18 protein-coding genes are annotated in these 22,783 nt (G+C 37.6%); 13 read left to right on the forward strand and 5 right to left on the reverse strand.

Going from position 1 to position 22,783, the window contains the following annotated elements; translation table 11 throughout:
* The first annotated feature begins 19 nt into the window (after positions 1-19).
* From rfaE2 to FZF08_RS23790, 3 genes are all read left to right on the forward strand, one after another.
* Positions 20-505 carry a D-glycero-beta-D-manno-heptose 1-phosphate adenylyltransferase gene (rfaE2, locus tag FZF08_RS23780; protein ID WP_159474494.1) on the forward strand — a complete coding sequence of 162 codons (486 nt, stop codon included), beginning with the start codon at positions 20-22 and terminating at the stop codon, positions 503-505.
* Positions 506-601: 96 nt separating this feature from the next.
* Positions 602-1,282, forward strand: a complete 681-nt coding sequence (locus FZF08_RS23785; RefSeq protein ID WP_159474497.1) for a zinc metallopeptidase — start codon at positions 602-604, stop codon at positions 1,280-1,282.
* 129 nt (positions 1,283-1,411) lie between these two features.
* A complete protein-coding gene (locus tag FZF08_RS23790) occupies positions 1,412-1,795 on the forward strand; it encodes a DUF5618 family protein (protein WP_159474500.1) in 384 nt (127 codons plus the stop codon).
* A 1-nt stretch (position 1,796) separates the two neighbouring features.
* On the opposite strand, the gene FZF08_RS23795 is transcribed toward FZF08_RS23790, so the two are convergent.
* Positions 1,797-2,966, reverse strand: coding sequence for a VCBS repeat-containing protein (locus FZF08_RS23795; RefSeq protein WP_159474503.1), 1,170 nt, complete (start codon positions 2,964-2,966; stop codon positions 1,797-1,799).
* A 162-nt stretch (positions 2,967-3,128) separates the two neighbouring features.
* Here FZF08_RS23795 and gcvT point away from each other — a divergent pair, with 162 nt between their 5' ends.
* From gcvT to FZF08_RS23840, 9 genes are all read left to right on the forward strand, one after another.
* A complete protein-coding gene (gene gcvT, locus FZF08_RS23800) occupies positions 3,129-4,211 on the forward strand; it encodes a glycine cleavage system aminomethyltransferase GcvT (protein WP_159474506.1) in 1,083 nt (360 codons plus the stop codon).
* An 89-nt stretch (positions 4,212-4,300) separates the two neighbouring features.
* Entirely contained in the window at positions 4,301-5,011 is a 711-nt protein-coding gene (locus FZF08_RS23805) for a 2-phosphosulfolactate phosphatase (RefSeq protein ID WP_159474509.1), read from the forward strand.
* 43 nt (positions 5,012-5,054) lie between these two features.
* Positions 5,055-7,025, forward strand: coding sequence for a hypothetical protein (locus tag FZF08_RS23810; protein WP_159474512.1), 1,971 nt, complete (start codon positions 5,055-5,057; stop codon positions 7,023-7,025).
* 26 nt (positions 7,026-7,051) lie between these two features.
* The gene (locus tag FZF08_RS23815; protein ID WP_159474515.1) at positions 7,052-8,860 is read left to right on the forward strand and encodes a two-component regulator propeller domain-containing protein; all 1,809 of its coding nucleotides are present in this window, start codon (positions 7,052-7,054) and stop codon (positions 8,858-8,860) included.
* Positions 8,861-8,934: 74 nt separating this feature from the next.
* The gene (locus FZF08_RS23820; RefSeq protein ID WP_159474518.1) at positions 8,935-9,573 is read left to right on the forward strand and encodes a uridine kinase; all 639 of its coding nucleotides are present in this window, start codon (positions 8,935-8,937) and stop codon (positions 9,571-9,573) included.
* A 68-nt stretch (positions 9,574-9,641) separates the two neighbouring features.
* Positions 9,642-10,388, forward strand: coding sequence for a hypothetical protein (locus tag FZF08_RS23825; RefSeq protein WP_159474521.1), 747 nt, complete (start codon positions 9,642-9,644; stop codon positions 10,386-10,388).
* 33 nt (positions 10,389-10,421) lie between these two features.
* Positions 10,422-11,153 carry a hypothetical protein gene (locus FZF08_RS23830; RefSeq protein WP_159474524.1) on the forward strand — a complete coding sequence of 244 codons (732 nt, stop codon included), beginning with the start codon at positions 10,422-10,424 and terminating at the stop codon, positions 11,151-11,153.
* Between the two features lie 132 nt (positions 11,154-11,285).
* The gene (locus tag FZF08_RS23835) at positions 11,286-11,423 is read left to right on the forward strand and encodes a lasso RiPP family leader peptide-containing protein (protein WP_159474528.1); all 138 of its coding nucleotides are present in this window, start codon (positions 11,286-11,288) and stop codon (positions 11,421-11,423) included.
* Between the two features lie 31 nt (positions 11,424-11,454).
* Positions 11,455-13,398 (forward strand): asparagine synthase-related protein, encoded by a 1,944-nt coding sequence (locus FZF08_RS23840; RefSeq protein WP_159474531.1) that lies wholly within the window; start codon positions 11,455-11,457, stop codon positions 13,396-13,398.
* A 26-nt stretch (positions 13,399-13,424) separates the two neighbouring features.
* Here FZF08_RS23840 and FZF08_RS23845 read toward each other — a convergent pair whose 3' ends face one another.
* Positions 13,425-16,838, reverse strand: coding sequence for a C25 family cysteine peptidase (locus tag FZF08_RS23845; protein ID WP_159474534.1), 3,414 nt, complete (start codon positions 16,836-16,838; stop codon positions 13,425-13,427).
* 27 nt (positions 16,839-16,865) lie between these two features.
* A complete protein-coding gene (locus FZF08_RS23850) occupies positions 16,866-19,889 on the reverse strand; it encodes a C25 family cysteine peptidase (protein ID WP_159474536.1) in 3,024 nt (1,007 codons plus the stop codon).
* A 571-nt stretch (positions 19,890-20,460) separates the two neighbouring features.
* On the opposite strand from FZF08_RS23850, the gene acpP reads away from it, so the two are divergent.
* Positions 20,461-20,694, forward strand: coding sequence for an acyl carrier protein (gene acpP / locus FZF08_RS23855; protein ID WP_159474538.1), 234 nt, complete (start codon positions 20,461-20,463; stop codon positions 20,692-20,694).
* 80 nt (positions 20,695-20,774) lie between these two features.
* Here the strand turns inward: acpP and FZF08_RS23860 are convergent, their stop codons facing one another.
* On the reverse strand, positions 20,775-21,410 hold the full coding sequence (locus tag FZF08_RS23860; RefSeq protein WP_159474540.1) for a response regulator transcription factor: 636 nt from the start codon (positions 21,408-21,410) through the stop codon (positions 20,775-20,777).
* Between the two features lie 12 nt (positions 21,411-21,422).
* Positions 21,423-22,655: a sensor histidine kinase gene (locus FZF08_RS23865; RefSeq protein ID WP_159474542.1), complete on the reverse strand. Its 1,233-nt coding sequence runs from the start codon at positions 22,653-22,655 to the stop codon at positions 21,423-21,425.
* Positions 22,656-22,783 lie beyond the last annotated feature (128 nt).

Here is a 22,783-nt window from a genome sequence, read left to right on the forward strand (position 1 = left end):
ACCAAAATATTAGTTGAGAATGAATCCGACAGAAAGTAAAATCGTACGCATCGATGAAGCAAAAACGCTGATTGAAGATTGGCAAAGAGCTGGACAAAAAGTGGTTTTCACCAATGGCTGTTTTGATATAGTACATTTAGGACATATTGATTACCTGGAAAAAGCACATGCCTTGGGAGGAAGACTTGTACTTGGACTTAACACAGACGCATCGGTAAGCCGCTTAAAAGGCCCACTTCGCCCCGTTGTAAATGAGTACGCCCGCGCCCGTTTGATGTCAGCCCTGTCATTCGTTGATGCTGTCATTTTGTTCGACGAACCTACCCCAAGTGAGCTGATTGAGGCCCTAAAACCTGACATTTTGGTAAAAGGTGACGATTATACAGTTGAAAATATCGCTGGCGCAGATTTTGTTCTTGGTAATGGAGGAGAGGTAAAGACGATAGCACTTGTTAAAGGATATTCGACTTCCGCAGTGATCGAGAAGATTAAACAAGGATATTGAAATTCAGATATTTTTTACATAAGTGACTAATATCGAAAGCTCCGTTTAAGTATTGAAATTTTAATTTTTTCATAACAATATAAAAGAGAAAAAGATATGATGGGTGCATATGTAATTGGTATACTTGTCATGCTCATTAGCGTTTACGTGCAATGGCGTTTGAAAAGTAAATTTGAAGAATATTCTCAAGTTGGACTAAGTAATGGTATGAGCGGCCGTGAGATCGCTGAGAAAATGCTTAGAGATAGCGGAATTTATGACGTTCGGGTTGTGTCTGTTGAAGGACAATTGACCGATCATTATAATCCGGAAGATAAAACAGTGAACCTGAGTCCTGATGTATTTCATGGACGAAGTGTATCTGCGGCGGCAGTTGCATCGCACGAATGCGGTCACGCTGTGCAACATGCTACGGCTTATAAATGGCTGCAATTCCGCTCGAAGATGGTTCCGTTTTTAAGCATATCATCCCGTTATATGCAGTGGGTGATTTTGGGAGGAATTTTATTGTTAAATACTACTCCGCTTCCATTAACAATTGGTGTGGCACTTTTTGCGATAACCACACTTTTCACCTTCATAACCCTTCCTGTTGAATACGATGCAAGTAACATAGCTCTGGCCTGGATACAGCAAAACAGAGTTGTAAATGAGAGAGAGTACGTGATGGCTGCCGATGCCTTGAAATGGGCAGCAAGAACATACCTTGTTGCAGCAATAGGTTCACTGGCAACTTTGCTTTATTACGTAAGCATTTTGATGGGCAGAAGAGATTAATTTGATTTTTTAATCAAAGTTTGAATATAGAGAGAAGCCAGCTTTTGAAAGTTGGCTTCTCTTTTTGTTTTGGTATATTGTCAACTAACCAATTGAATAAGTTGAACATATACAAAGCTGAAAAACAATATGAAATCTATTATTGAGGCACGACGTCAATTAGCAACTGCGAAGGAAATATTAAAAGAGAAGGCCGGAAAAGAAGATGGTTATTATCTTAATAAAAAATATGTAAAAATGGCCGGATTAGCAGCCTACAAAAGTGTTCTTTTTTCTTTGGACGATGTGTTAGGTAATAAGAAAAGATCTCCTAGAAAAAGTGCCGAATGGTATCAAAACCAATTATCAAATATAGACCGAAAAATCACAAGGTCATTTGACGATGTTCATCAGATTCTTTATATAGCGCTGGGGTATGACGGTGCCGGGAATAGCAAAATTGCTGCCATCGGTTTAAAAGAAGCTGAGAAAATTATTAACTGGGTAGAAAAGCATAATCAGATTTCGAAATGACTCATTTCCGCTGATTCCAGTAAATCACAACATTATGCGTCGAGCGACCAGAAGCTACAACATCAAGATCTCCGTCTCCATCCAGATCCGCTGTTGTTAAATCCTCACAAGCAATTTTGATTTTATCATCCAGCGAATATTCCTGCCATTTTTTCCCTTCAGCATCCATTCCTACAAACATTCTTACACCCATCTGATCTGCCACATTGGGATTTCGCCAGCCAACAACGATCTGGTCACGGCCTTGTCCAAAGAAATCAGCGCAGGCTAATGCATGTCCTTCTTTCATTTTATCAGTCAGAACTGTTCTGTTATCTTTTGAATAAACAACCAGAGAATTTCCATGCATAGGTTCAACAGAAGCAGAAAAGAGCTGATTCTTGCCTAAACTTCCCATTCTGATCTCTCCTACTCCCTGTCCCGGAACCATCCAGTTTCCAGAAGGTGCCCATCCGTCCACACCATTTAAAAATACCTGAACACCTTCCTTACTCGCAACAGCCAATCCCACAAAACGACCAGGAACTTCCATAGGTTGGAAATTGTGCGTCATATGCATATTTGTTTCAATCAGATTATAACCCCACAAACCTTTACGATTTTCGGGCACATCAAAAGCGATTATATTTACACCCGCTCCTGTTCCATTCACATTTCCTTCCCCATGCAGCGGCAATACGATCAGTTGAAAAGTATTATCTTCTCTTTTAACCCATTGCATTCTGTGAATTGTAACTTCATGATGTAAGCGCACAGGTTCCCAAAGTTTGGTTCTGTCTTCGGTTGGAGAAAGATAAAATACGGCTCCGGATTGTTTGGTACTCTTTGTTTCGGACGGATTCCACTGCGCGCCTACCGCAATTTCCACTTTTCCGTCCCCATCAATATCCCGTGCCGCGATACACACATTATCCTGTTCGGTTAAATCTTTTGCTATCACAAAACGTACCCATTTCCCAGACTTCTCTCCCGGATTTTTATACCAGACAATTTCTTTTTTATCCGCCAGCAAAATATCAGGTTTTCCATCACCGTCCACATCCCCGGTTGTCACGCCATACCCAATGCTGATTTCGTCGTCAATTACTTCTCCTTTAAATGTAGCCGTCTGACTGTTAGATTTTAAAGGGAAAAGCAAAATGATAACGAAGTATAATATTTGTTTTTTCATAGATCAATTTTTCAATTTCAATGCCGGGATCAGGCCATAAAGCCTACTTTTTCACAATATACTTCAAAAAAATTATCAGTTGCATTTCAAAACACACATTTTTGCGTCGCTTTGGTCTGCTTTTCATACTTTTGTAGTTTACAGAGAACCAAAAACCATTTTATGAAAACCGTTCCCCTACACCAGGTCCACGTTGAGTTAGGTGCCAAAATAGTACCCTTTGCAGGTTTTGAGATGCCAGTGCGCTATTCTTCTGATATGGAAGAGCATCACACCGTCCGCAATAACGTAGGTGTTTTTGATGTTTCACACATGGGGGAATTTAGTATTAAAGGTCCGGGAGCATTGGATTTGATACAAAAAGTAACTTCCAACGATGCTTCGACACTGTTTGATGGAAAAGTACAATACAGCTATTTGCCAAATGCAGACGGCGGCGTGGTGGATGATTTACTGGTTTACCGTTACAATGCTGACGAATATCTTTTGGTTGTAAACGCATCCAACATAGAAAAAGACTGGAACTGGATTCAGAGCCATAATACGGAAGGCGTTGAAATGAAAAACCTTTCGGATGAACTGTGTCTTTTGGCTGTTCAGGGACCAAATGCTACGGCAACTTTACAAAAACTGACCAGTGTTGATTTATCTGTAATGGATTACTACACTTTCCAGGTTGGTAAAATGGCTGATATTGAAGATGTCATTATTTCGGCAACAGGTTATACCGGTGCAGGCGGATTTGAGATTTATATCAAAAATGAAGATGCGAAAAAAATGTGGGAAGCCATATTTGAAGCCGGAAAGGAATTTAACATACAACCTGTTGGATTGGGTGCACGAGATACGCTGCGTCTTGAAAAAGGGTTTTGCTTGTATGGAAATGATATAGATGACAAAACTTCTCCACTGGAAGCTGGCTTAGGCTGGGTTACCAAATTCACAAAAGATTTTATCAATTCCTACGATTTGAAAAGTCAGAAAGAAGCTGGTTTGAAAAATAAACTGGTTGGGTTTGAAATGATTGATCGCGGAATTCCACGCGGCCATTACGAACTTTGTGATGCCGAAGGAAATAAACTGGGCGATGTAACATCAGGAACACAATCTCCAACTTTACAAAAAGGAATTGGCTTAGGTTATGTACCAACGGCTTACAGCAAACCGGAAACAGAAATTTTTGTTAAGGTGAGAGACCGCCTTTTGAAAGCAAAAGTTGTAAAACTACCTTTTGTAAAAGGCTGATATACTATTTCTTGCCGAATTGATTTCTCAATTCGGCAATCTGTTTTTGTCTCAAAATCTCAATACCAAAATTCTGTTTAGTTGATAGTATGAAACACCTTGATGTTTGCCTTACCCCTGATTTATTGCATTTACATAAACTTGATAATTCAATTGTAGTCGTTGCCGATATTTTCCGCGCCACTTCCTGCATGGTTACCGGCCTTGCTTATGGTGTGAAAAGTATAACACCTGTGGCCACAATAGAAGAATGCAAACTTTTACAAGACAGAGGATTTATTGCCGCAGCAGAACGTGATGCCCATAAAGTAGAAGGTTTTGATCTGGATAATTCCCCGTTCAGCTATATGAATGAGCGATTAATCGGATCTGAAATTGCAATGACAACGACCAACGGAACGTTATCCATTGCAAAAGCAAGAGCCTCTGCGGTAAAAGTAATGGTTGGCGCTTTTTTAAATCTTGGTGCGCTGGCAAACCATCTAAGATCTGAACAATACGATGTACTCGTACTTTGCGCAGGCTGGAAAGGCAGACCAAATCTGGAAGATACATTGTTTGCAGGTGCTTTGGCCGAAGCTTTGAAGGATCAGTTTATGCTAAGAGAAGATGGCACGCTGATGGCACAAAGACTATATAATCAAAGCCGGGAAAATTTGCTTGCTTCGGTTTCCAATTCATCACACGTAAGACGATTGCAGCGTTTGGGAATTCATAAAGATATCTCTTATTGCTTACAAACAGATCTTTATGATGTAGTTCCGGTATTAAGAGGAACAACACTGGTTGCGATGAACTAGCCGGTTCTATACTTTTGTAATAAATAAGTTTCAACAACTATACATGTCAAAATTCTTCATCATTGCTTTTCTTGGATTACTGTTGGGCATTACCTCAGTGAATGCGCAGAAAAGCGCTTCAAAGGCGAAGCCTGCTGCAAAGCCTAAGACTGCCAAGCCTGCCACTATCAATAAGCCTGCGGTTGCGACCAAGACAAAATCAGACAGTCTTTTACCAAAAAAGGCAGTAAAAGAAATCATTAAGCCCAAAGAAGTTGTAACAGATACTTTGCAAGAAGTTTCAGGGGATACTTTGACAGAAAAAGCTGCGGAAGAACAAGTAGTGAAAGCGGCAAAAGCCGCCGGAGATACGGTTTATTCTTACAAAATAATTGCCGATGACTTGTCTTATATGCAAGTCTGCCCGGGAACTACGATTACATTGCCTTTTACTACCGAAGGTCCTTTTGATGAAGACAATAATTTTATTGTACACATTATCGATCCAACCGGGAAATCAATTCCTATTTCTCTGCCAACAAAAAAAGGCCCGATAAGAGCAGTTATTCCTTCTTATAAAATTGGTGGAGAGGTTTACAAATTGCAGATTTTAAGTACCATTCCGGTTGTAAAAAGTCAGGAAGTACCCATACGTTTACTGCAAACACCAACAGCGAGAATCGAGATAATAGACGGAACGCAAACCGTTCGGATCATGCCGGGCAAGGAAGCCCAGCTTCGCATTAACCTTCAGGGCAGTGCTCCATGGTCGTTCAGACTTTCGGATAGTACAACGATTCAAACCATGTCCAATCCATATTATATGACTGTAAAGCCGACGCATGTTAAAGCATACCGGATTATCGGCGTGTCCAATGCATGTGGAAGCGGGGTGAGCTCAGGTGAACCGATTATTAATGTCGATGACAATCCGGAACCAAAACTGGAATTAAAAGAAGTAGATAAACTGGTTCGCGTTTGTACCAGCATTCCTTTCCAGGTTCCATTTAACGCAACAGGAAAATTTAAATCAGGAAATAAATTTGTCGTGCAGATTGCCGATCACTCCGGTAATTTTAAAACGATCTCATCTCCGGACACGACGGGTTATATCGCGACACAAATTCCGTCAACTTACAAACCGGGAGATTATCGCCTTCGGGTTGTTTCTTCCGCGCCATATCTGGTTAGTCAGGTTGCTAATATTACGATTGTATCGCCAACCGTTGCTACTTTACAAAGAGATTCGTTGCATTTACCTGAAAATGGGTCAGGCGACTTGTCAGTACGTTTTGATGGTGGAGGCCCATGGTTTGTCCTTTTATCGGATGGAACCTACGAAAACAATATCATGGATTCTCCGCATAAAATCACGGTAAAACCTTTTTACGATACCAATTTCCAGATTACCTCTGCGGGTGGCCTATGCGGGGTAGGTAAATTCTCGGGCCGCGCCAGCGTCACTGTTACAACACCTCCAGCCAGCATCACCATGGAAAAGCTCCCACAGTCACTTGTTTGTGCCGGAAGCAGTATTGAGATTCCATATAAAACGGTTGGACGATATTCGGCAACCAACCGGTTTGTTGTCCAGATTACTGACAAAAACGGAAGGTTTGTTGATTTGCCAACAACGGTAACGGCTACCACTTTTACAGCAAAAGTAACGCCCGCGGTTTCTCCCGGTGACACAATTCGCGCTCAAAAAATCAGAATTATTTCCTCATCTCCTGCCGTATCAAGTAAGGTGGAGGAAATAAAAGTAATTCCAAATAACAAAGCCATTGGAGAAGTAACAGGTAAGGCATTTATCGCTTCCGGAAGATCCACCAGGATTCAGTTGAAATTCAAAAATGGATTACCTCCGTGGTCATTTACATTGTCTGACGGTACTGCCGTAAATGGAACATTCCTGAATCCATATTTGATAACAGTAACCCCGGCAGCTTCGACGGAATATACAATCAGTTCGTTAAAAAGTGGCTGTGGAACGGGAATTGGTACAGGATCTGCCATCGTTACTGTTGACAAATAATTTTGAAATCCCAAAGTAAAAGCGAAATGATGCGCAACTTTATATTGCTTTTACTTTGGGGAATATTAACCAGTGCAGTTCATGCACAAAATGTTCCGTTGGGAAGCTGGGAATCGCATTTCAGTTACCGCTCAGCCAAACACATTCTTAAAGTCAGGACTAAAGTTTTTTGTTCATCCTATAATGGACTTTTCAGTATAGATCAAACTGATAATCACATTGTAAATTACTCAAAAGCGAATGGTCTGAGTGACGTGGGCGTAAGTAGTATGGCTTACGATTCCACCGAAAATCTTATCATTCTTGCATACCGGAGCGGCAATCTTGATCTGTTATATCTTAATGATACATTAGGACCGTCTCAAATTATTAATTGGCCTTTTCTCGCAGATGCATCTGATTTACCAGCGAGCAAGCAAATCTCCAAAATATCGTTTCAGAATAAGAAAGTATATTTGAGTACCAATTTTGGAATTATTGTACTTGACCCAAAACTTCGTGAAATTGAAGAAACCTATCGTTACATCGGTCCAGGCGGCCAGGAAGTTGGCGTAAGCGATATTACTTTTAGCAACGATTCTTTATTTGCAGCCACATCACAGGGACTTTTGGCTACATCGTTAAGTCCCACTATCAATAAACAATATTTCGCCAACTGGAAAACCGTACCAACGCCCTACAAAGCCGTTGCAGTTTCTTACCAAAATGGAAATATCTATGCCGGGTTTTCAGGATATGGAGTTTATAAAAGAAACAATACGGAATGGGAATTAGTATATCAATCCATCAGCCCGACTTATTCTTTCTCGGAGAAAAACAATCTTGTAACGCTTGCTGATAGAATTTTGGTTTTAAATCAAAATAAAACAGACGTATATCAAAATCCCATATTCAATCTACTTCACGAATCCTTGCGCATCAATTCCTATTTCTGGAGCGCAGATTCAAGGCAAGGATTATTAAGTAATAAAGACGGCGCATTTCGATCTTACAGCCCGGCAGATACTGACACCACTATATCTCCACGAACAGATTCTACCATTATCGATTTAAACGGATTGACCTGGTCAAGATTACCTGATTATCTGGGTGGTGGAATTTCCGTAAAAAATAGTCAAACCAATAAACAACGCATTCTTTCCACATCCATCGGAAACGGCGGCTTACCATCGTCCCTGATCCATAGCCTGGCGATAGACACGGACGGCTTCATCTGGTTTGCCAGCGAACGCGGTGTTGGTTATTTTATACCCGATGGTATTTTATCCGGAACGCAAGTTGATGCGGTATTACCTGTTTACGGACAAAGGAAACTTTTTTCCAGTGAAAGATCTAATGCCATTTCAGTAGAACCCGGTAACCGGAAATGGATCGGGACTGATAACGGATTGTTTCAATTTTCAGCCGATGGTACTGAACTGATAAAACAATTTACGGCATCTGATAGCCCATTACCTTCAAGCAAGATATCCGCATTAAATTTTGAAGGAGAAACAGGACTACTCTTCGTTGACACACCAAACGGAATGGTTTCATACCGAAGCGACGCGAGTACGGCAAATGAAAATTTAGCAACGATTACCGTTTTCCCAAATCCTGTAAGGCCAAATTTCGACGGCGTTCTCGGAGTTAAAGGGCTTATGGATAATTCCACCGTTAAATTTACAGATCTTTCCGGCCGTCTCGTTTATGAAACCCGTTCACAAGGCGGCACAGCATCCTGGAATTTAAATGATTATACTGGCAAAAGAGTCCGGGGTGGAATTTATTTGATCATCATTGTGTCTTCAGACAGAAGCGAAAAAATGGCTGGGAAACTGGCAGTTATTTATTAGAGACAACCACATCATAACCAAATATTTAAATCAGAATATACATTTGTAACTGATAAGATATCAAAAACACAAAAATGATACCCCAAGAAAAACCACCCTTCATTATTGGTATAACCGGCGGCAGTGCATCCGGAAAAACTTTTTTTATGAAATGTCTGATTGATTCCTTTAAACCGGAAGATGTCTGCCGCATTTCACAGGACAACTACTACCGCCCGATCCATGAAATACCACGTGATGAAAACGGTGTCGAAAATTTTGATCTTCCCGAAACAATCGATCACCATCTTTTTGCAGAACACATTGCCGTATTACGTGCAGGAAGAGAAGTTCATCAAAAAGAATATACTTTCAACAATCCGTTAATCAAACCTGAAATACTTGTTTTTGAACCCCGTCCGATTATCATTGTAGAAGGAATCTTTGTATTATATTTTCCAGATATCGCCCGTCTTATCGATCTCAAAATTTTTGTAGACGCGAAAGAACACGTTAAAATAAAACGCCGGATTATTCGTGATAATAACGAACGGGGTTACGATCTGGACGACGTACTTTACCGTTGGGAGCATCACGTCGCTCCTACTTACGACAAATACATTTTGCCCTTGCGCTCAGAAGCGGATATGATTATCAACAACAACACGCGTTTTGATACCGGGCTGGATGTATTGGTTGGTTTTTTGAGGAAGAAATTGGAAGAGCGGGAGTAGGTATTCATTGTATTTTAAAACAGAACTAATTATTTTTTGCTACATATGTTTATCTTAATTACTAGAAAATGAACGTTTGCACACACTATTCCAAAACAATTATTTCAAAAATTCTCGGCGTTGCTTTATTATTAATCATTGGTATTTTACAGTCGTGCAATAATGATGAAACAGAACCAACAAATTCTTATGATTACTATCCCTTAGAAGTGGGACAGATTTCTATTTATGAGATAAAAGAAACAGTATATTCAGCCGGTCAGAAAGATCCGGCAATAAATAGCTGGCAAGAAAAAGAAGAAATAAATTCTGTAATTACAAATTCTAGAGGAATTCCAACTTATTTAATTTCAACATCGAGAAGAGATAATTCCAGTAGCTACTGGCAAAAGATAAAACAGCAAACTGTGGAGCAATATCCAGACAAAATTGTCCAAAATATTGATAATGAACTTATTGTACCTATGATATTTCCAATTGACAAAAGCCTGGAATGGAACGGATACATCTATTTAAATTTGAATACAACAGACAATCGCTATGGGAATAATTTCAATTATGAAAACCTTGGCGAACCTTTTAATACGGGATTAACTACTTTTGAAAAAACATTAAAAGTTGTGGAGCGCGTTGATACATCGGGACTTACAAAATATAATTTTGCATCAAAACACTACGCAAATGGTGTAGGTTTGATTATTGAACAACAAGCAGATTTTGATTATTTACAAATAAATGGAGAACTATCAGGCTATAAAGTCATAAGTTCCGGAAAAAGAAGAACTAAAAGACTAATTGAGTACTCCCAAAATTAATTTTATCTTATCAACACACAAAAAATTAATTCAATGACCCATTATAATTTTACAAAAAAAAGATCGAGTTGGAAGTTTTTCAAATCATTTCTCTATCTCATTCCATTACTTGCAATTCAATCCTGTAACGATAGTAATACTGATCCTGTCAATACATACGATTATTTCCCGCTGACTGTAGGTCATTATATGGTTTATGACGTAAACGAAGCCGTTTATTCATCCGGCCAAACCAAGCCAGTTATAAAGGCTTATCAGGAAAAAGATGAAATAAGCAGTGTGACTGTCAATTCCGATGGAAGTTCAACTTACATAGTTTCGCGTTCATCACGCAATACAGCGTCCGATTATTGGGTTAAAACGAAGGAATACAGCATAAATCAGTTTCCTGACAAGCTGATATTTAATATAGATAACCAAAGTCAGGTCCCACTTGTTTTTCCAATAGATTCCAAAATTACCTGGAACGGAAATATGTATAATACGCTGGATGCGGAAGACTATCATTATGAGAACATCAATCAACCTTTTACGTTGGGTGCATTATCTTTTGATAAGTCGCTAACCCTGATAGAGAGAAGCGATACAACTTCCGTTATTGACTACGACCTTGGTCTAAAACGCTTCGCTATTGGCGTAGGACTAATTTATGACGAACAAACATCCTATGAATATTGCCAGGCAACGGCTGATTGTATTGGAAAAGGAATAATTGATTCAGGTTCTAAAAAAACTCGGAAAATAATTGAGTACGGGCCCAAATAAGTAGATTCTATATATTCCATTCGATTAAAGTGCCTTAATTCTATTATTCTTTTCACTTCAATATTTGGAAATTAAAAAAATCCAATTAATTTTACAGCGGATATAACGTAAACACATTAAAACAACACGAAAATGACTAGAATGCACTCTACACAGACGAAAAAATCGTACAAGAAGCCGGTATTGGTTAAGAAAGGTACTGTTAGTAAATTGACAAAAGGTGGAACAGGTGGGTCAGCTGATTTGCAGTTAACACAAAAGCCTGCCTAATAATTATTATTCTGTAACCAAATATCAATTTGTGGTTCTTGAAGGTTTTGTTTCGTTTAATTATAAAAAATTAAAAACTGGACTTTTTGTTGATGACCAAAATTTAGAAAATTTTATTCTAGATAATTGCTCCTTCAACATTAAGTCAATCAGTAAACAGCCAGATGATAATAATTATGTAGTTATTAATTCAAAAAGTAGTAGTACCCGATTAATTAGATCTAAGATATCTTATAACTTAGATCTAATTAATCGGTTTTTTTTTGATACTACTGTAAAATCAATTTCGCCTCAGCCCCATATTTCTATTTGGTATGACGAAAACTCTAGGCAATTAAGTATAATTAGGCACAACCTCGGAATTACACCATTATATTATATTTACGTTCCAGGTACCTATTTTACTTTTTCCACTGATTTGACATCTCTTATTAGAACGGAGTCAATAGTTAAAAGTATAGGCATTAATAATAATTGGGTTGCCTCCTATCTGTCAGGTTCTGGCAATAATCCATACACTGCTGATACAGTATATAACTCAGTAAAGAGACTTTTACCAGGCCATAATTTATTATTAACGGATTCTGGAAATAAAGTTACTGAGATTCCTTTTTTTTCATATAAACCGGAAAAATGGAATAAAATTAAAACGATGCCCGAGTATGGAGAAGTTTTTAAAGATTTATTTCAAAAATCAGTAAAGCAATCTATATCTTCAGATAAACCGACTATTGCACAACTTAGTGGTGGCTTAGACTCTTCATCTATATCATGTGTTGCTAGGGAATTGTTTCCAAACTGTGATCTTCATACAGTATTTTTGGACATACCAATAACACTAAGAAGTGAAAAGCATCTAGCACTTGAAGTGGCTAATCAAATTCGCTCAAAGCATCATGTTCTTGAACCTTCAATCCACGACTTGGACTCCCTCATTCTACACACTTCCTTGTATGGATCACCAGAAGAGATGATTTCTGGATCTGCTCTAACACGAAGCATTCAAGAAAAAGCACGTGATGTAGGAGCACTTACTATGCTTAATGGACATGATGGAGATGGAATTGTTGGTATTGGAATAGAATACCCCGAAATATTATATGATCAGTACAAATGGCAGGAACTTAAAGAATTATTGGATATTGCATCCATGATTTACCCCTACTATGACATTAATTCAAACTGGGATTCTCTATCATCTCTAAAAAAACAAGAAAATTATGTTAACCACTTTCTTTATCGACAACTAGTCCGTAAGAGGAAAGAGTTGAGTCCACAGAATTTTTTATTGCATGTTTTCAAAATACATGACTTTTTTGGTAACTCTTCGGCTATATCATTGTTCATAAAAAGCACCAAAGCATTACTAAACAAAATTAAAACCGGTAATATTTACCCAAATTCGATTTTAAGGGATGATTTTACTCAGAACTTACCGCTGAAATCATTTCAGTTAAATTTACCCGATACTATGTCAAAAGAACTTGATAATATCGATATATTCTCATTTAAGGACATTTATGGTGGAGAATCTATAACTGTTCCTGAGAAATTATATGCACTTAGAAAACATTATGGAGTAGTTGAAAAATTTCCATTTTTTGACAACGATTTATTTGAATTTACTATGTCTGTACCTTTATCAATAAAATGGGATAAGGGAAGGAAAAGGGCTTATCTTCGCGAAGGAATGAAAGGCATATTGCCAGAAAATATTCGTACCCGAGGCGACAAAGGTAAATTTAGTTTATACGGGAGAGAAGTTGCAATTCGCTTATATAGTCAATCTAGGGATTTTCTATTACCTGAAAATGAAATATGGAATTATGTTGACTTTAGGAAATTTAATACCATAGTAAAAATTCTTCATCAGGACCAACAGCCAGGAAGAGCAACTTTTCAAGTTCTTCGAACCATATTTTTAGCTATTTGGCTTGAATGGCTCAAAAATGAGAAAATAATAGCATCTAGTTAGACGACAGCCCTAGTCCATGCGTGTGTCTACTTTATTAATACTATTTTGCCTCTTAAAACCTGCTCCTTTCCATCGTTTCCTTTTAGAACTATCTTATAAATATAAAGACCGGATACTAAATTTGGTTTCCAATACCATGTTGTGTTATGGTCTTTTACCTCAATCTGTTCTCTCACAATTCCATTTATGTCATATACCTGATAATATATCGAGGTATAATCGTCTACACTATATCCTTGTAATTCAAAATGAACATAATCTGATGCTGGATTAGGGCTTGCAGTTACCGAAACATTTGTTGATGATTCGTCCGAAACACTAAATAGTATTCGATACGGCTGGACTATGCTATTCCCCGATATATCTTTTGCACTTACAAGTAATTCATATTCTCCGAATATTATTCCAGTTGGGAGATATTCAATTTCTAAAGACCCGTCTGATTTCAATGACAAAGTAATATGATTTTTAGAATACGACACTCTTTTAAAATCACAACTATTATCACCACAAAGCTTTATAGAAACATCTACCAGCGTAGTATCACTGGTAAGATAATAATTATCTGTCAAAAGAATCTTTATTGCTGGATTTGGATAAATTAAAGACCCATTTTTTAAGATTTCATTGTTAAATTTAACACTAAGAATTGGTGCTATCACATCTTTAATTGCTTCATCAGGATACATTTTCTTATCCTTAATAAGACCCCATTCAATTAATAGCTCTGCATCATTATTTACTTCACTACTCTCCTGCAATACGTTTAGGGGATCTAACTTAACTGCAATTCTCTCTAAGGGTTTTAGGTTATTTACAGTAACTATTAAAGTGTCTGTGCTGAGCATTGATAAAACATTTGCAGTTTTTGTATCAACTGAGCCATCCTTATAATGGAAATCTAACCGTATGGGTAAAGTAATGTCTTTAACATTTTTACCTAAATTTGACAAAATAACAGCGACCTTTAGCTGATTTGATTGTCCGATTGTTTTTTGATCAGATTCGGAATGTATCACAATACCCGTATTCCGATCGATTGCATAATCAGGGAGTGCTACTCGTATGATATGCATTGCAGGATCACCTTGCAATACAGACTGATGTAAATTAGACATGTCATAAATACTAAAAGACTCGCTTGTTAATTGCTTGGCTATATCTTGCTGAATTTGCCCAATAGTAAAATCTGCGCTCTCCGGCTTATCAAAAATACGAAGATATAGTTCTTTTATATACCGCGAAGACGGTGCCAGGAATGTGTAATATGAATTCGCTATGATTGACATTGCGCCTTTGTCCTTTGCTCCAAGCCAGTCAGCTGATAAGGGCTCTCTCTGAGAAGATGTATAATCTTCATTTATATTACCTTTAAAAATATTTCCTACACCACAACCATTAAAATACATTAAAGGATATTTATTGATATTTTGATATCCTCTTGTAACGTCAGAAACATAACCCATATCCAGATCTGTCACTGTTGGCGAGCCATGACCAAAATATGAAATCATTCCAACACCTTCATTTAATTCCGGTGTGATATTAACTTTTTCAACTTCAATAATACTTTGCTTTTGGAAAGCCTTGACTGAGCCACCAACATCCCCATTTTCTACCAAAGGCACCAAAGCCTCAAGCGCACTCTTGAGTTCAATGATTTCACTAGCCGATTTACCTCCTGATAAGTGAAGAACATTTTTCTTCCATCCAGTATTTAAATTGGCATTCGATTCGTAACTCTTAACCTTTTCAAGATAATTCCTTACTTGCTGCACGCTTGTAGCAGATATCCTTCCTACGGGTATCGCCGGAACATCGAGTTTTGCCCCGCCTAATCCACTAACAAGTAATAAATCTGATCCGGGATAACCCGCAGTGGGTACCTGACCTTTTAACTCTTTATTTTGTACAGTTGAATCACCATTAGATATGGAGTTACCTATCAGTAACAAATTATGCTTAGGCCTTATACCTTTTGATAACATGTAATCTACAAATCGACGGATTGCTACAGGGCTTGGTTCTCCATAATTAAATTGATTATATACATCAGCAATAGATAGTACCAGTGAAGAATAAGATCCACCAGCAACCGACATTCTATAATCTGAGTATTCTTTTGCTGCCGTTAATAATTTATCTGTTGTGAGTATAAGATAATCATAATTTGACGGCTCTATAAGTGGTAAACTAATGTCTTGTATCTTACTACTTGCTAAGTCAATAATTTCATTAGTGACTAGCAAAGAAAGAGACTGATTTACATTACGGGGTATCATTAATTCCAAATTCCCATTAATAACAGTCCCGCTAATTATTACTGGAATATCAGGATTTGTGACATCATAAACCGCTGCATTTGCGGCGGGGTTGGGAATACTTACACGACTAAAACTATTTGTTGAAGGCAATAACGTATATAATTTGCTTCGTTTTCCTGCCATACTAAAAGACTGAGGATAATCTATCTTATAATAGGTGACCGAATACAGACCAACAGCATTCCAATCACTGGAGACCTTATTAGAAAACAGTTTTAAGACAAAATTACCATCCTGAGTTATATCCAAATTCTCAGAAGCATCTAGTTCAAATTGTTTTTGCGTATCCGTAAAACCTACTGTCATTAAGCTGCCTGGAACTGTTCTTAGGGATTCTAAATTTTTACCTACCTGAACGGATACATCGTTACCAGAATTTGTTCTACCATATATCATCACCTCAACTTTGGGCTTTAAAGTCAGATCATTAATTAAATTATCAAACTTAAAAGTATAAACAGGATCCCCAAAAAGGGAAGGGTTAGATAATGTAGCATTCTTCCCATAAATTTTACTAGTCATACCTTTACCTCTTTCAAGAAAGCTATGAATTAGGGTTAAAGTAAAAAAATTCTGATCAGGGCTATAAGAGCCCTGATCAGTAAAAGTAACTATATCCGTTTGTAGGTGATATTTCTCAGCCGTAGTATTCAAATCTACTGTCTTAGAAATGCTTTTTGCTCTGACAGGAGAACTTGAAATTGTTAAAAAGTAAGAACTTTCATCGGAATAGATACTAAAATACGGATTTGTCCTCGCCTTTGGATCTGGAACGAAAGAACTGTTTCTATAAAGTAGTTCATCTGATTTCCCATCATTTTTCACACCATAGAAAACAATCTCATTACTATTTGCACTTATCAATGTTACCTCTTTTCCACGGTGCCAAAGCTGAAATTTCGATGGATCGTTCTTTGGAAAAGAAGACGGCAGAGACGCAATCGGAATTCTGTAAATACCATTTTCTTTAACTTGAATTTTCACAAAACTTTGCTTGTGCAAATCTTGAAGCCAGCTATTTGAATACGGCGCTCCCCACTGAGCATACAAATTTGTAATTGATAAAAGGCAGAAAAGTATTATTATGAATAATACAAAAGGACGCTTATTTAGCATAAGGACTCAATAATAGTATGCGATGCTCTACTGTTTAACTATTTTTTTGCTGTAAACGTCTCCATTGCTAGTGACGATTTTAAGTATATATTCTCCATTTTTAAAACCTTTGATAGAAATTGGTTTTAACGTAATTCCTTTTGAAATAATTTGTCCCGATACGTCTGTCAATGACCAAGACGTAAGTGTTGCAGGAATATTCAAGCCGACATTAACAGCATCGCTGGAAGGATTAGGATATACTAAAAATACATCGTCCTGTGACGTAACAACTGATATAATACTTGAATAATTAAAATTCTCATTAGTGCTGCCAGAAGAAATTAAATCAACCTGTTTAAGTCTATAGTAATTAATGCCTTTAATAGGATTAGTATCGAAGAAGTTATAGTAACTCTGCTGGTTCGAATTCCCTTTACCTTCTACACTTCCAATTTCTACGAAATTTTTTGCATTGTAACTTCGCTCAACTACAAAACGTCCGTTATTCCTTTCCCAGGCAGTATTCCATTCTAACATAACGCTATTTCCATTCGGTTTTCCTTTAAATCCAAAAAGTTCAACCGGGAATGGAATCGGACTAGTAGAAAGAATTCTTAACGCCGGGTCCCCTTGTAGTAGAGATTGATGTGTATTCGCCATTGTATAGTCGTCAACTGCTGCAACCCTTCCATTGGCTGTACCCGTAATGATAAATCGGGCTGTACTTTGATGTATTTTCCCAATAGTCATTCTTTCATTATCACTTTTTGGGAAGACCTGATCATATAACGCAAATAAATAATCCCTTGAAGACGACTCAAAAGCGTAAAAGCTATTTCCTATAATAGCAATTGCTCCCGCCTGTTTCGCAAGCATCCAATCCGCCGTCATAGGCATAACTTCTTTTGCAAGATTTTTATCGCTTCCAGTATAATTATCAGGGTAAGGTAAAATACTTCCTTTAAAAATATTTCCTACACCACACCCATTAAAGTACATGACAGGATATTTACCAGTGTTGTTATATAATTTTCTTTCATCAGAAATATAACCCATGTCATAATCCGTATAATGAGGATTACCATGACCAAAATAAGACATAAACCCAACTCCCGAATTAACATCTTGAGTAATATCCAGGTCTTCAGGGGAATTAAGCTTATCTGCTGGTTTTTGCTTCGTTATTACCGAGCCTAAAAAAGGCGCAGAAGTTACCTTTGAATTTAGTGTACCAGTATAGTAACCTCCAAACCTGTCAGTTTCCCCAATATTAACTCCACCATTCATGTGAATTGCCTTTTTTCTATAAGAAAGACTTTCATTGCTTTGCTCATAAGATTCTACTTTTTCCAAATAGTTTCTAACTTGCTCAACTGTTGTTGCAGTTATTCTACCGGTTGGGATTGCAGGAACTTCGCTCGCCGTACCTTTTAGCCCCTCTACCAACAAAACATCGGATCCAGGAAATCCAATTGTTGGCACTTGACTTACGAGTTCCTTATTAGTAGGCGTTTGATCTCCCTCTGATACAGAATTCCCAATAAGAAGTAAATAATGATTAGCACGAATGCCCTTGGATATCATGTAATCTACATAACGACGGATTGCGACAGGGCTAGGTTCACCATAATTAAACCTGTTGTATATGTCGTTAATATTAGTAACCAATGGATTCAATGATCCACCAACTCGTGACCCCCTGAATACTTTATATTCATCAGCCGCGGGCTTCAAATTTTCTGTGGTGACAATTAGATAATTGAAAGACGCAGGATCATAATCAACAATTTCTACACCATTTACTTTTGATGATACGTCTATAGGATTAGCTACTGTTACTAATAAAGTCACAGGTTGATTGATCTCGCGAGAAACCATTACATTTAAACTTGAAGCTTGATAATAACCTGTTAATATTTTAGGCTTATCCGGATTACTAATATCGTATATCTTTGCATTGGCAGGGGCGTTAGCTATTATAACTTTACTCATATTAACATCAGTTGTCTTAGCCGGTAATCCCAATAGATACGAACTTTGACCACTCATATCAATTATCTGAGGATATTTCATCTGTAAGTAAGTTACAGAATAAAGCCCCGTTGTACTGTAATCAGCAGTCACCTTATTAGAAGACAATTTGACACTAAAATTTCCGTTTGACGGAAGATCTGAACTAGCTTCTTGGTCAGAAACATTTAATGTAAATTGCTGTTTAAATCCGGTAAATCCAGCGAATGCCATTTCAGTACCAACGGACCTTAGACTTGAAGCATCCTTACCGACCTGAACTGTTACATTATTACTTGAAGTCGTTCTTCCATACAATAAAACTTCCAATTGTGCTTGCACTTCCGAGTTTGAGTATAGATTTTTTACTGGAAGTTGAATTGTTGGATCACCCAATAACGACGGATTTGTTACAGTGGCATGTTTACCATAAATACCGCTTGTCATACCTTTCCCGTTTTCCAGGTAGCTCTGTACAAGCGACAGCGTAATGAAGTTTATATCAACACTGTAAGAATATTGATCTGCGAAAACCTTCAATTCAGTTTGAATATGATATTTTTCTTCAGATATATTTGTCACAGCATCATTAAGTACATTAGCTCTTTCTCCATTAGCAGAAGTTGTGTAGGTTAAAAAATATGCACTTACATCCGAGTAGATACTATACTTGTCATTCGTACGCTGATTTGGATCAGGATTGTGAGACTGGTCTCTATACAATAATGCATCAGAGGCTCCATCATTTGGTACCCCATAAAATTCAATCGCATTTGAAGTTGCACTAGTCAACGCCACCTCAACACCTCTATGATATAAATGCAATTGGCCTTGCTTCCCAATAAAATTACCAGTTAAAGTTACTTTCTGAATTCCTTTCTGATTTACACCAATTTTAACCCACTCCTGTCCATATTTTCCGGCTAGCCACTCATTCCCGTAAACACCGCTCCATGGAGTTTGTGCATTACTCCCAGCTATTCCCAGAATTAACCCTAAAAAGGTAAATACTGCTATCCGAAATACTGCTGATCCATTAAAAGTAAATTTTTTGTGCATAGTGCTAATTAAATTATAGTTACGATATTTTTTTTTCTAAATTTTACCATAATCGAAAACGATTATAACATACTTATATACTACTATATAGAGTGTTACCCCAAATTCGCAATCATAATAAAATAAGGTTGAAATTACAACAACTTCAACATCTCTACAAATTATAAATTTAAATACCATTAAAAATTAGTAGGTGTAATAAATACGCTACAATTTAAAACGCAAGTTAATTATCATTTGTACTGAGACGAATGTTTTGATCTAAAAGTAACATAATCAAAAATTAGTATCTCATTAAAACAATTCCCCATCTAATAATTATATTTTATAATTAGAGCAAAGAAAATAGCTATATATCCCCACAACAGCACTAATCCAATTTTAAGCCCAATATTAAACCCATATTAAAATATTTTAATATAACATAACAATTTAATAATGAGATAAATATAAAATATATGTAACGAAGGGAACGTTTTGCATTATTTAATGGTACTAATTCTACGTAAATTTCGTTTATCCCGAAAGAGAATATCTTAAAAATTGTAAATCTTACATATTAGCCACGAGCATGAAAGAACGTATTATTAAAATTTTGAACAACTTTGGCATTGATAAAAGTGCGGTGTCCGATAATGCTAATTTCATGAAAGATCTTGGATTTGACAGTCTGGATACCGTTGATCTGATGATGCAGCTTGAGCAGGAATTCAATATCGCTATTCCTGATGATGATTATGCTAAGATTGTGACTGTAAAAAGTCTGGTTGACTATCTTGAAGAACGCCAGGCAATTCCTGCCTAATCCTAGAAGTAAAGGACTATATCCTGATAAAACCTGACAATAAATGACTTTTTATTGTCAGGAATGATTACGCTACCAGTCTATAAAGCCCTCCCCGTCACCCATTTATTCGAATTTGCTACTTTTATTGCATCTGCTTTGCTGGATACTTCAAGTTTCCGGTAAATATTTTTGATGTGACTCCGTATCGTTTCCTTGCTTACATACAAATCCAGCGCTATTTTAGAATAGCTTTTCCCCACAGCAATACTTTGTAATACTTCTGTTTCCCGTTCAGTCAACGGAGAATTCTGTTGCTGCTGAAATGATTGCACAACCATTCTTGCAATTGACAAGCTCATTGGCGCTCCGCCAGCCAGCGCCTCATCTATATTCTGGACAATTTCAGAAATATTTGAATTTTTGACGATATAGCCTCCGGCTCCTGCACAAAGAGATCGAAAAACCTTCTCGCTATCTTCCAAAACAGTTATAATCAAAACGATACACTCCGGATATTGTTTTTTAATCCTGATTGTTCCTGCAATACCATCCATTCCGGGGAGTTCAATATCCATTAAAACAACATTGGGCAGATCCTGGTCCAGATATTCCAGCGCCTCCTCCACATTGCTATATAAATTCACTACCTCGTATTTTTCAATCGTCTCCAGAACCGCCCTGAAACCTTCACGGATCGAAATATTATCCTCAACAATTATTATCCGTTTTTTCATAATTCGTTATCCTTACTCCACAAGGGTAAAATGTACAGGCGCATCGATCTGCAGCCGCGTTCCCTGAGAACTACCATATACCTTAAACCTGAAATTATTTTCTTTACTTCGTTTTTCCATGTTATGGAGCCCGTTATGGGGTTGTCCTTCGAGGGGCTCTTTCCAGGAGCCATCGTCTTGCAGGGAAATGGAAACATATTCCTGAAAAACGGCCATTTCTAAAAGCACTTCCCTGGCACCCGAATGTTTGGCCACGTTGGTCATCGCTTCTTTAAAAATAAAAATAATATGACGAGAAGCAAATGCCTGTAAATGAGCCGATTCTATTAAGCTATTAACCGTTGATTTTACTGAAAAGGCGATATCGAACTGGTTGTAAAATACTTGTCCAAATGAAGTCAGGTATGCAAAAAGTTCCTGGGGATCATCGCTGTTGTTGTTAACGCTCCATAGAAAATCCCGGCTGGAAGCATATAATTGATCACTGTTCATGATTATATTATCAACTATCGAAAGTACCGCAGGCTGGTCTTTTAATTTTAATTTTAAAATAGCAGCCTGACGGGTAATCGCTGACAGCATATTCCCTGTCTCATCATGAAAATCACTGGCCAGATTTTGCCGCATCGTTGACAACTGCTGGGTACGGTCTTTCACCGCCCTATCCAGCAGATCAATACGAATATGCTGCTGTTCCCTGATCTGTAAACGCGCGGCGTCATGTTGTTCCTGGACGAACCAAAAGAAAGCTCCAAAAAAAATTGTCAGAACGATGTGAGAAACAACAGCATATAAATTTTGACCATCCGCTTCCGGAACAGAATAAAATATATAAATGATTGCCAATATGTTTAAACCAATCATAACAAGGCCAATCCGCCTGTTGAACCAAAACCCGGTCAATAATAAAAGGTACAGTGTAGTTACAGCAGGAGAATCGATAGCACCCGTTTCAAGTGTATCATTTATAATGACGACATAAGTGGCCAGCAGTCCCAGAATTAACGGAGGCCAGTAAATGCCATACCATTTGAGCGAATACAAGGTACAAATGCCAAGTCCTGCCAATATGTAATAACCGATAAGCGTGGGCGGGAAAAAGAACATAGGTACGGGCAGGATAAGCAGCAAAGTAGTTGCCACAATGGTACCGCTTACAATGGTACGAACCTGATCATATTCCGGATGTAACTTATTTCGCAGCTCGGGTGTCAAAAAATAATTAATCAGCTTTTCACTTATCATGCAAATGTTATTGACAATGTAATACTAACAGCCCCATTTTAATTTGATATTTTCATAATAGTAATACTACAAAATCCCCCAAAATGGGTGATTGCTTCCCTTAAATTATGCTCCTAATTTTGATATCG

It is taken from the genome of Dyadobacter sp. 3J3, assembly GCF_009801115.1.
Taxonomy (GTDB): Bacteria; Bacteroidota; Bacteroidia; order Cytophagales; family Spirosomataceae; genus Dyadobacter.

What these genes read in the sequence shown, in the direction of transcription:
- rfaE2 (WP_159474494.1), top strand. Translation starts at nt 20, where the DNA reads ATGAATCCGACAGAAAGTAAAATCGTACGCATCGATGAAGCAAAAACG.
- FZF08_RS23830 (WP_159474524.1), top strand. Translation starts at nt 10,422, where the DNA reads ATGACCCATTATAATTTTACAAAAAAAAGATCGAGTTGGAAGTTTTTC.
- FZF08_RS23795 (WP_159474503.1), bottom strand. Translation starts at nt 2,966, where the DNA reads ATGAAAAAACAAATATTATACTTCGTTATCATTTTGCTTTTCCCTTTA.
- acpP (WP_159474538.1), top strand. Translation starts at nt 20,461, where the DNA reads ATGAAAGAACGTATTATTAAAATTTTGAACAACTTTGGCATTGATAAA.
- FZF08_RS23815 (WP_159474515.1), top strand. Translation starts at nt 7,052, where the DNA reads ATGATGCGCAACTTTATATTGCTTTTACTTTGGGGAATATTAACCAGT.
- FZF08_RS23835 (WP_159474528.1), top strand. Translation starts at nt 11,286, where the DNA reads ATGACTAGAATGCACTCTACACAGACGAAAAAATCGTACAAGAAGCCG.
- FZF08_RS23860 (WP_159474540.1), bottom strand. Translation starts at nt 21,410, where the DNA reads ATGAAAAAACGGATAATAATTGTTGAGGATAATATTTCGATCCGTGAA.
- FZF08_RS23785 (WP_159474497.1), top strand. Translation starts at nt 602, where the DNA reads ATGATGGGTGCATATGTAATTGGTATACTTGTCATGCTCATTAGCGTT.
- FZF08_RS23825 (WP_159474521.1), top strand. Translation starts at nt 9,642, where the DNA reads ATGAACGTTTGCACACACTATTCCAAAACAATTATTTCAAAAATTCTC.
- FZF08_RS23820 (WP_159474518.1), top strand. Translation starts at nt 8,935, where the DNA reads ATGATACCCCAAGAAAAACCACCCTTCATTATTGGTATAACCGGCGGC.
- FZF08_RS23845 (WP_159474534.1), bottom strand. Translation starts at nt 16,838, where the DNA reads ATGCTAAATAAGCGTCCTTTTGTATTATTCATAATAATACTTTTCTGC.
- FZF08_RS23790 (WP_159474500.1), top strand. Translation starts at nt 1,412, where the DNA reads ATGAAATCTATTATTGAGGCACGACGTCAATTAGCAACTGCGAAGGAA.
- FZF08_RS23810 (WP_159474512.1), top strand. Translation starts at nt 5,055, where the DNA reads ATGTCAAAATTCTTCATCATTGCTTTTCTTGGATTACTGTTGGGCATT.
- FZF08_RS23850 (WP_159474536.1), bottom strand. Translation starts at nt 19,889, where the DNA reads ATGCACAAAAAATTTACTTTTAATGGATCAGCAGTATTTCGGATAGCA.
- FZF08_RS23805 (WP_159474509.1), top strand. Translation starts at nt 4,301, where the DNA reads ATGAAACACCTTGATGTTTGCCTTACCCCTGATTTATTGCATTTACAT.
- FZF08_RS23865 (WP_159474542.1), bottom strand. Translation starts at nt 22,655, where the DNA reads ATGATAAGTGAAAAGCTGATTAATTATTTTTTGACACCCGAGCTGCGA.
- gcvT (WP_159474506.1), top strand. Translation starts at nt 3,129, where the DNA reads ATGAAAACCGTTCCCCTACACCAGGTCCACGTTGAGTTAGGTGCCAAA.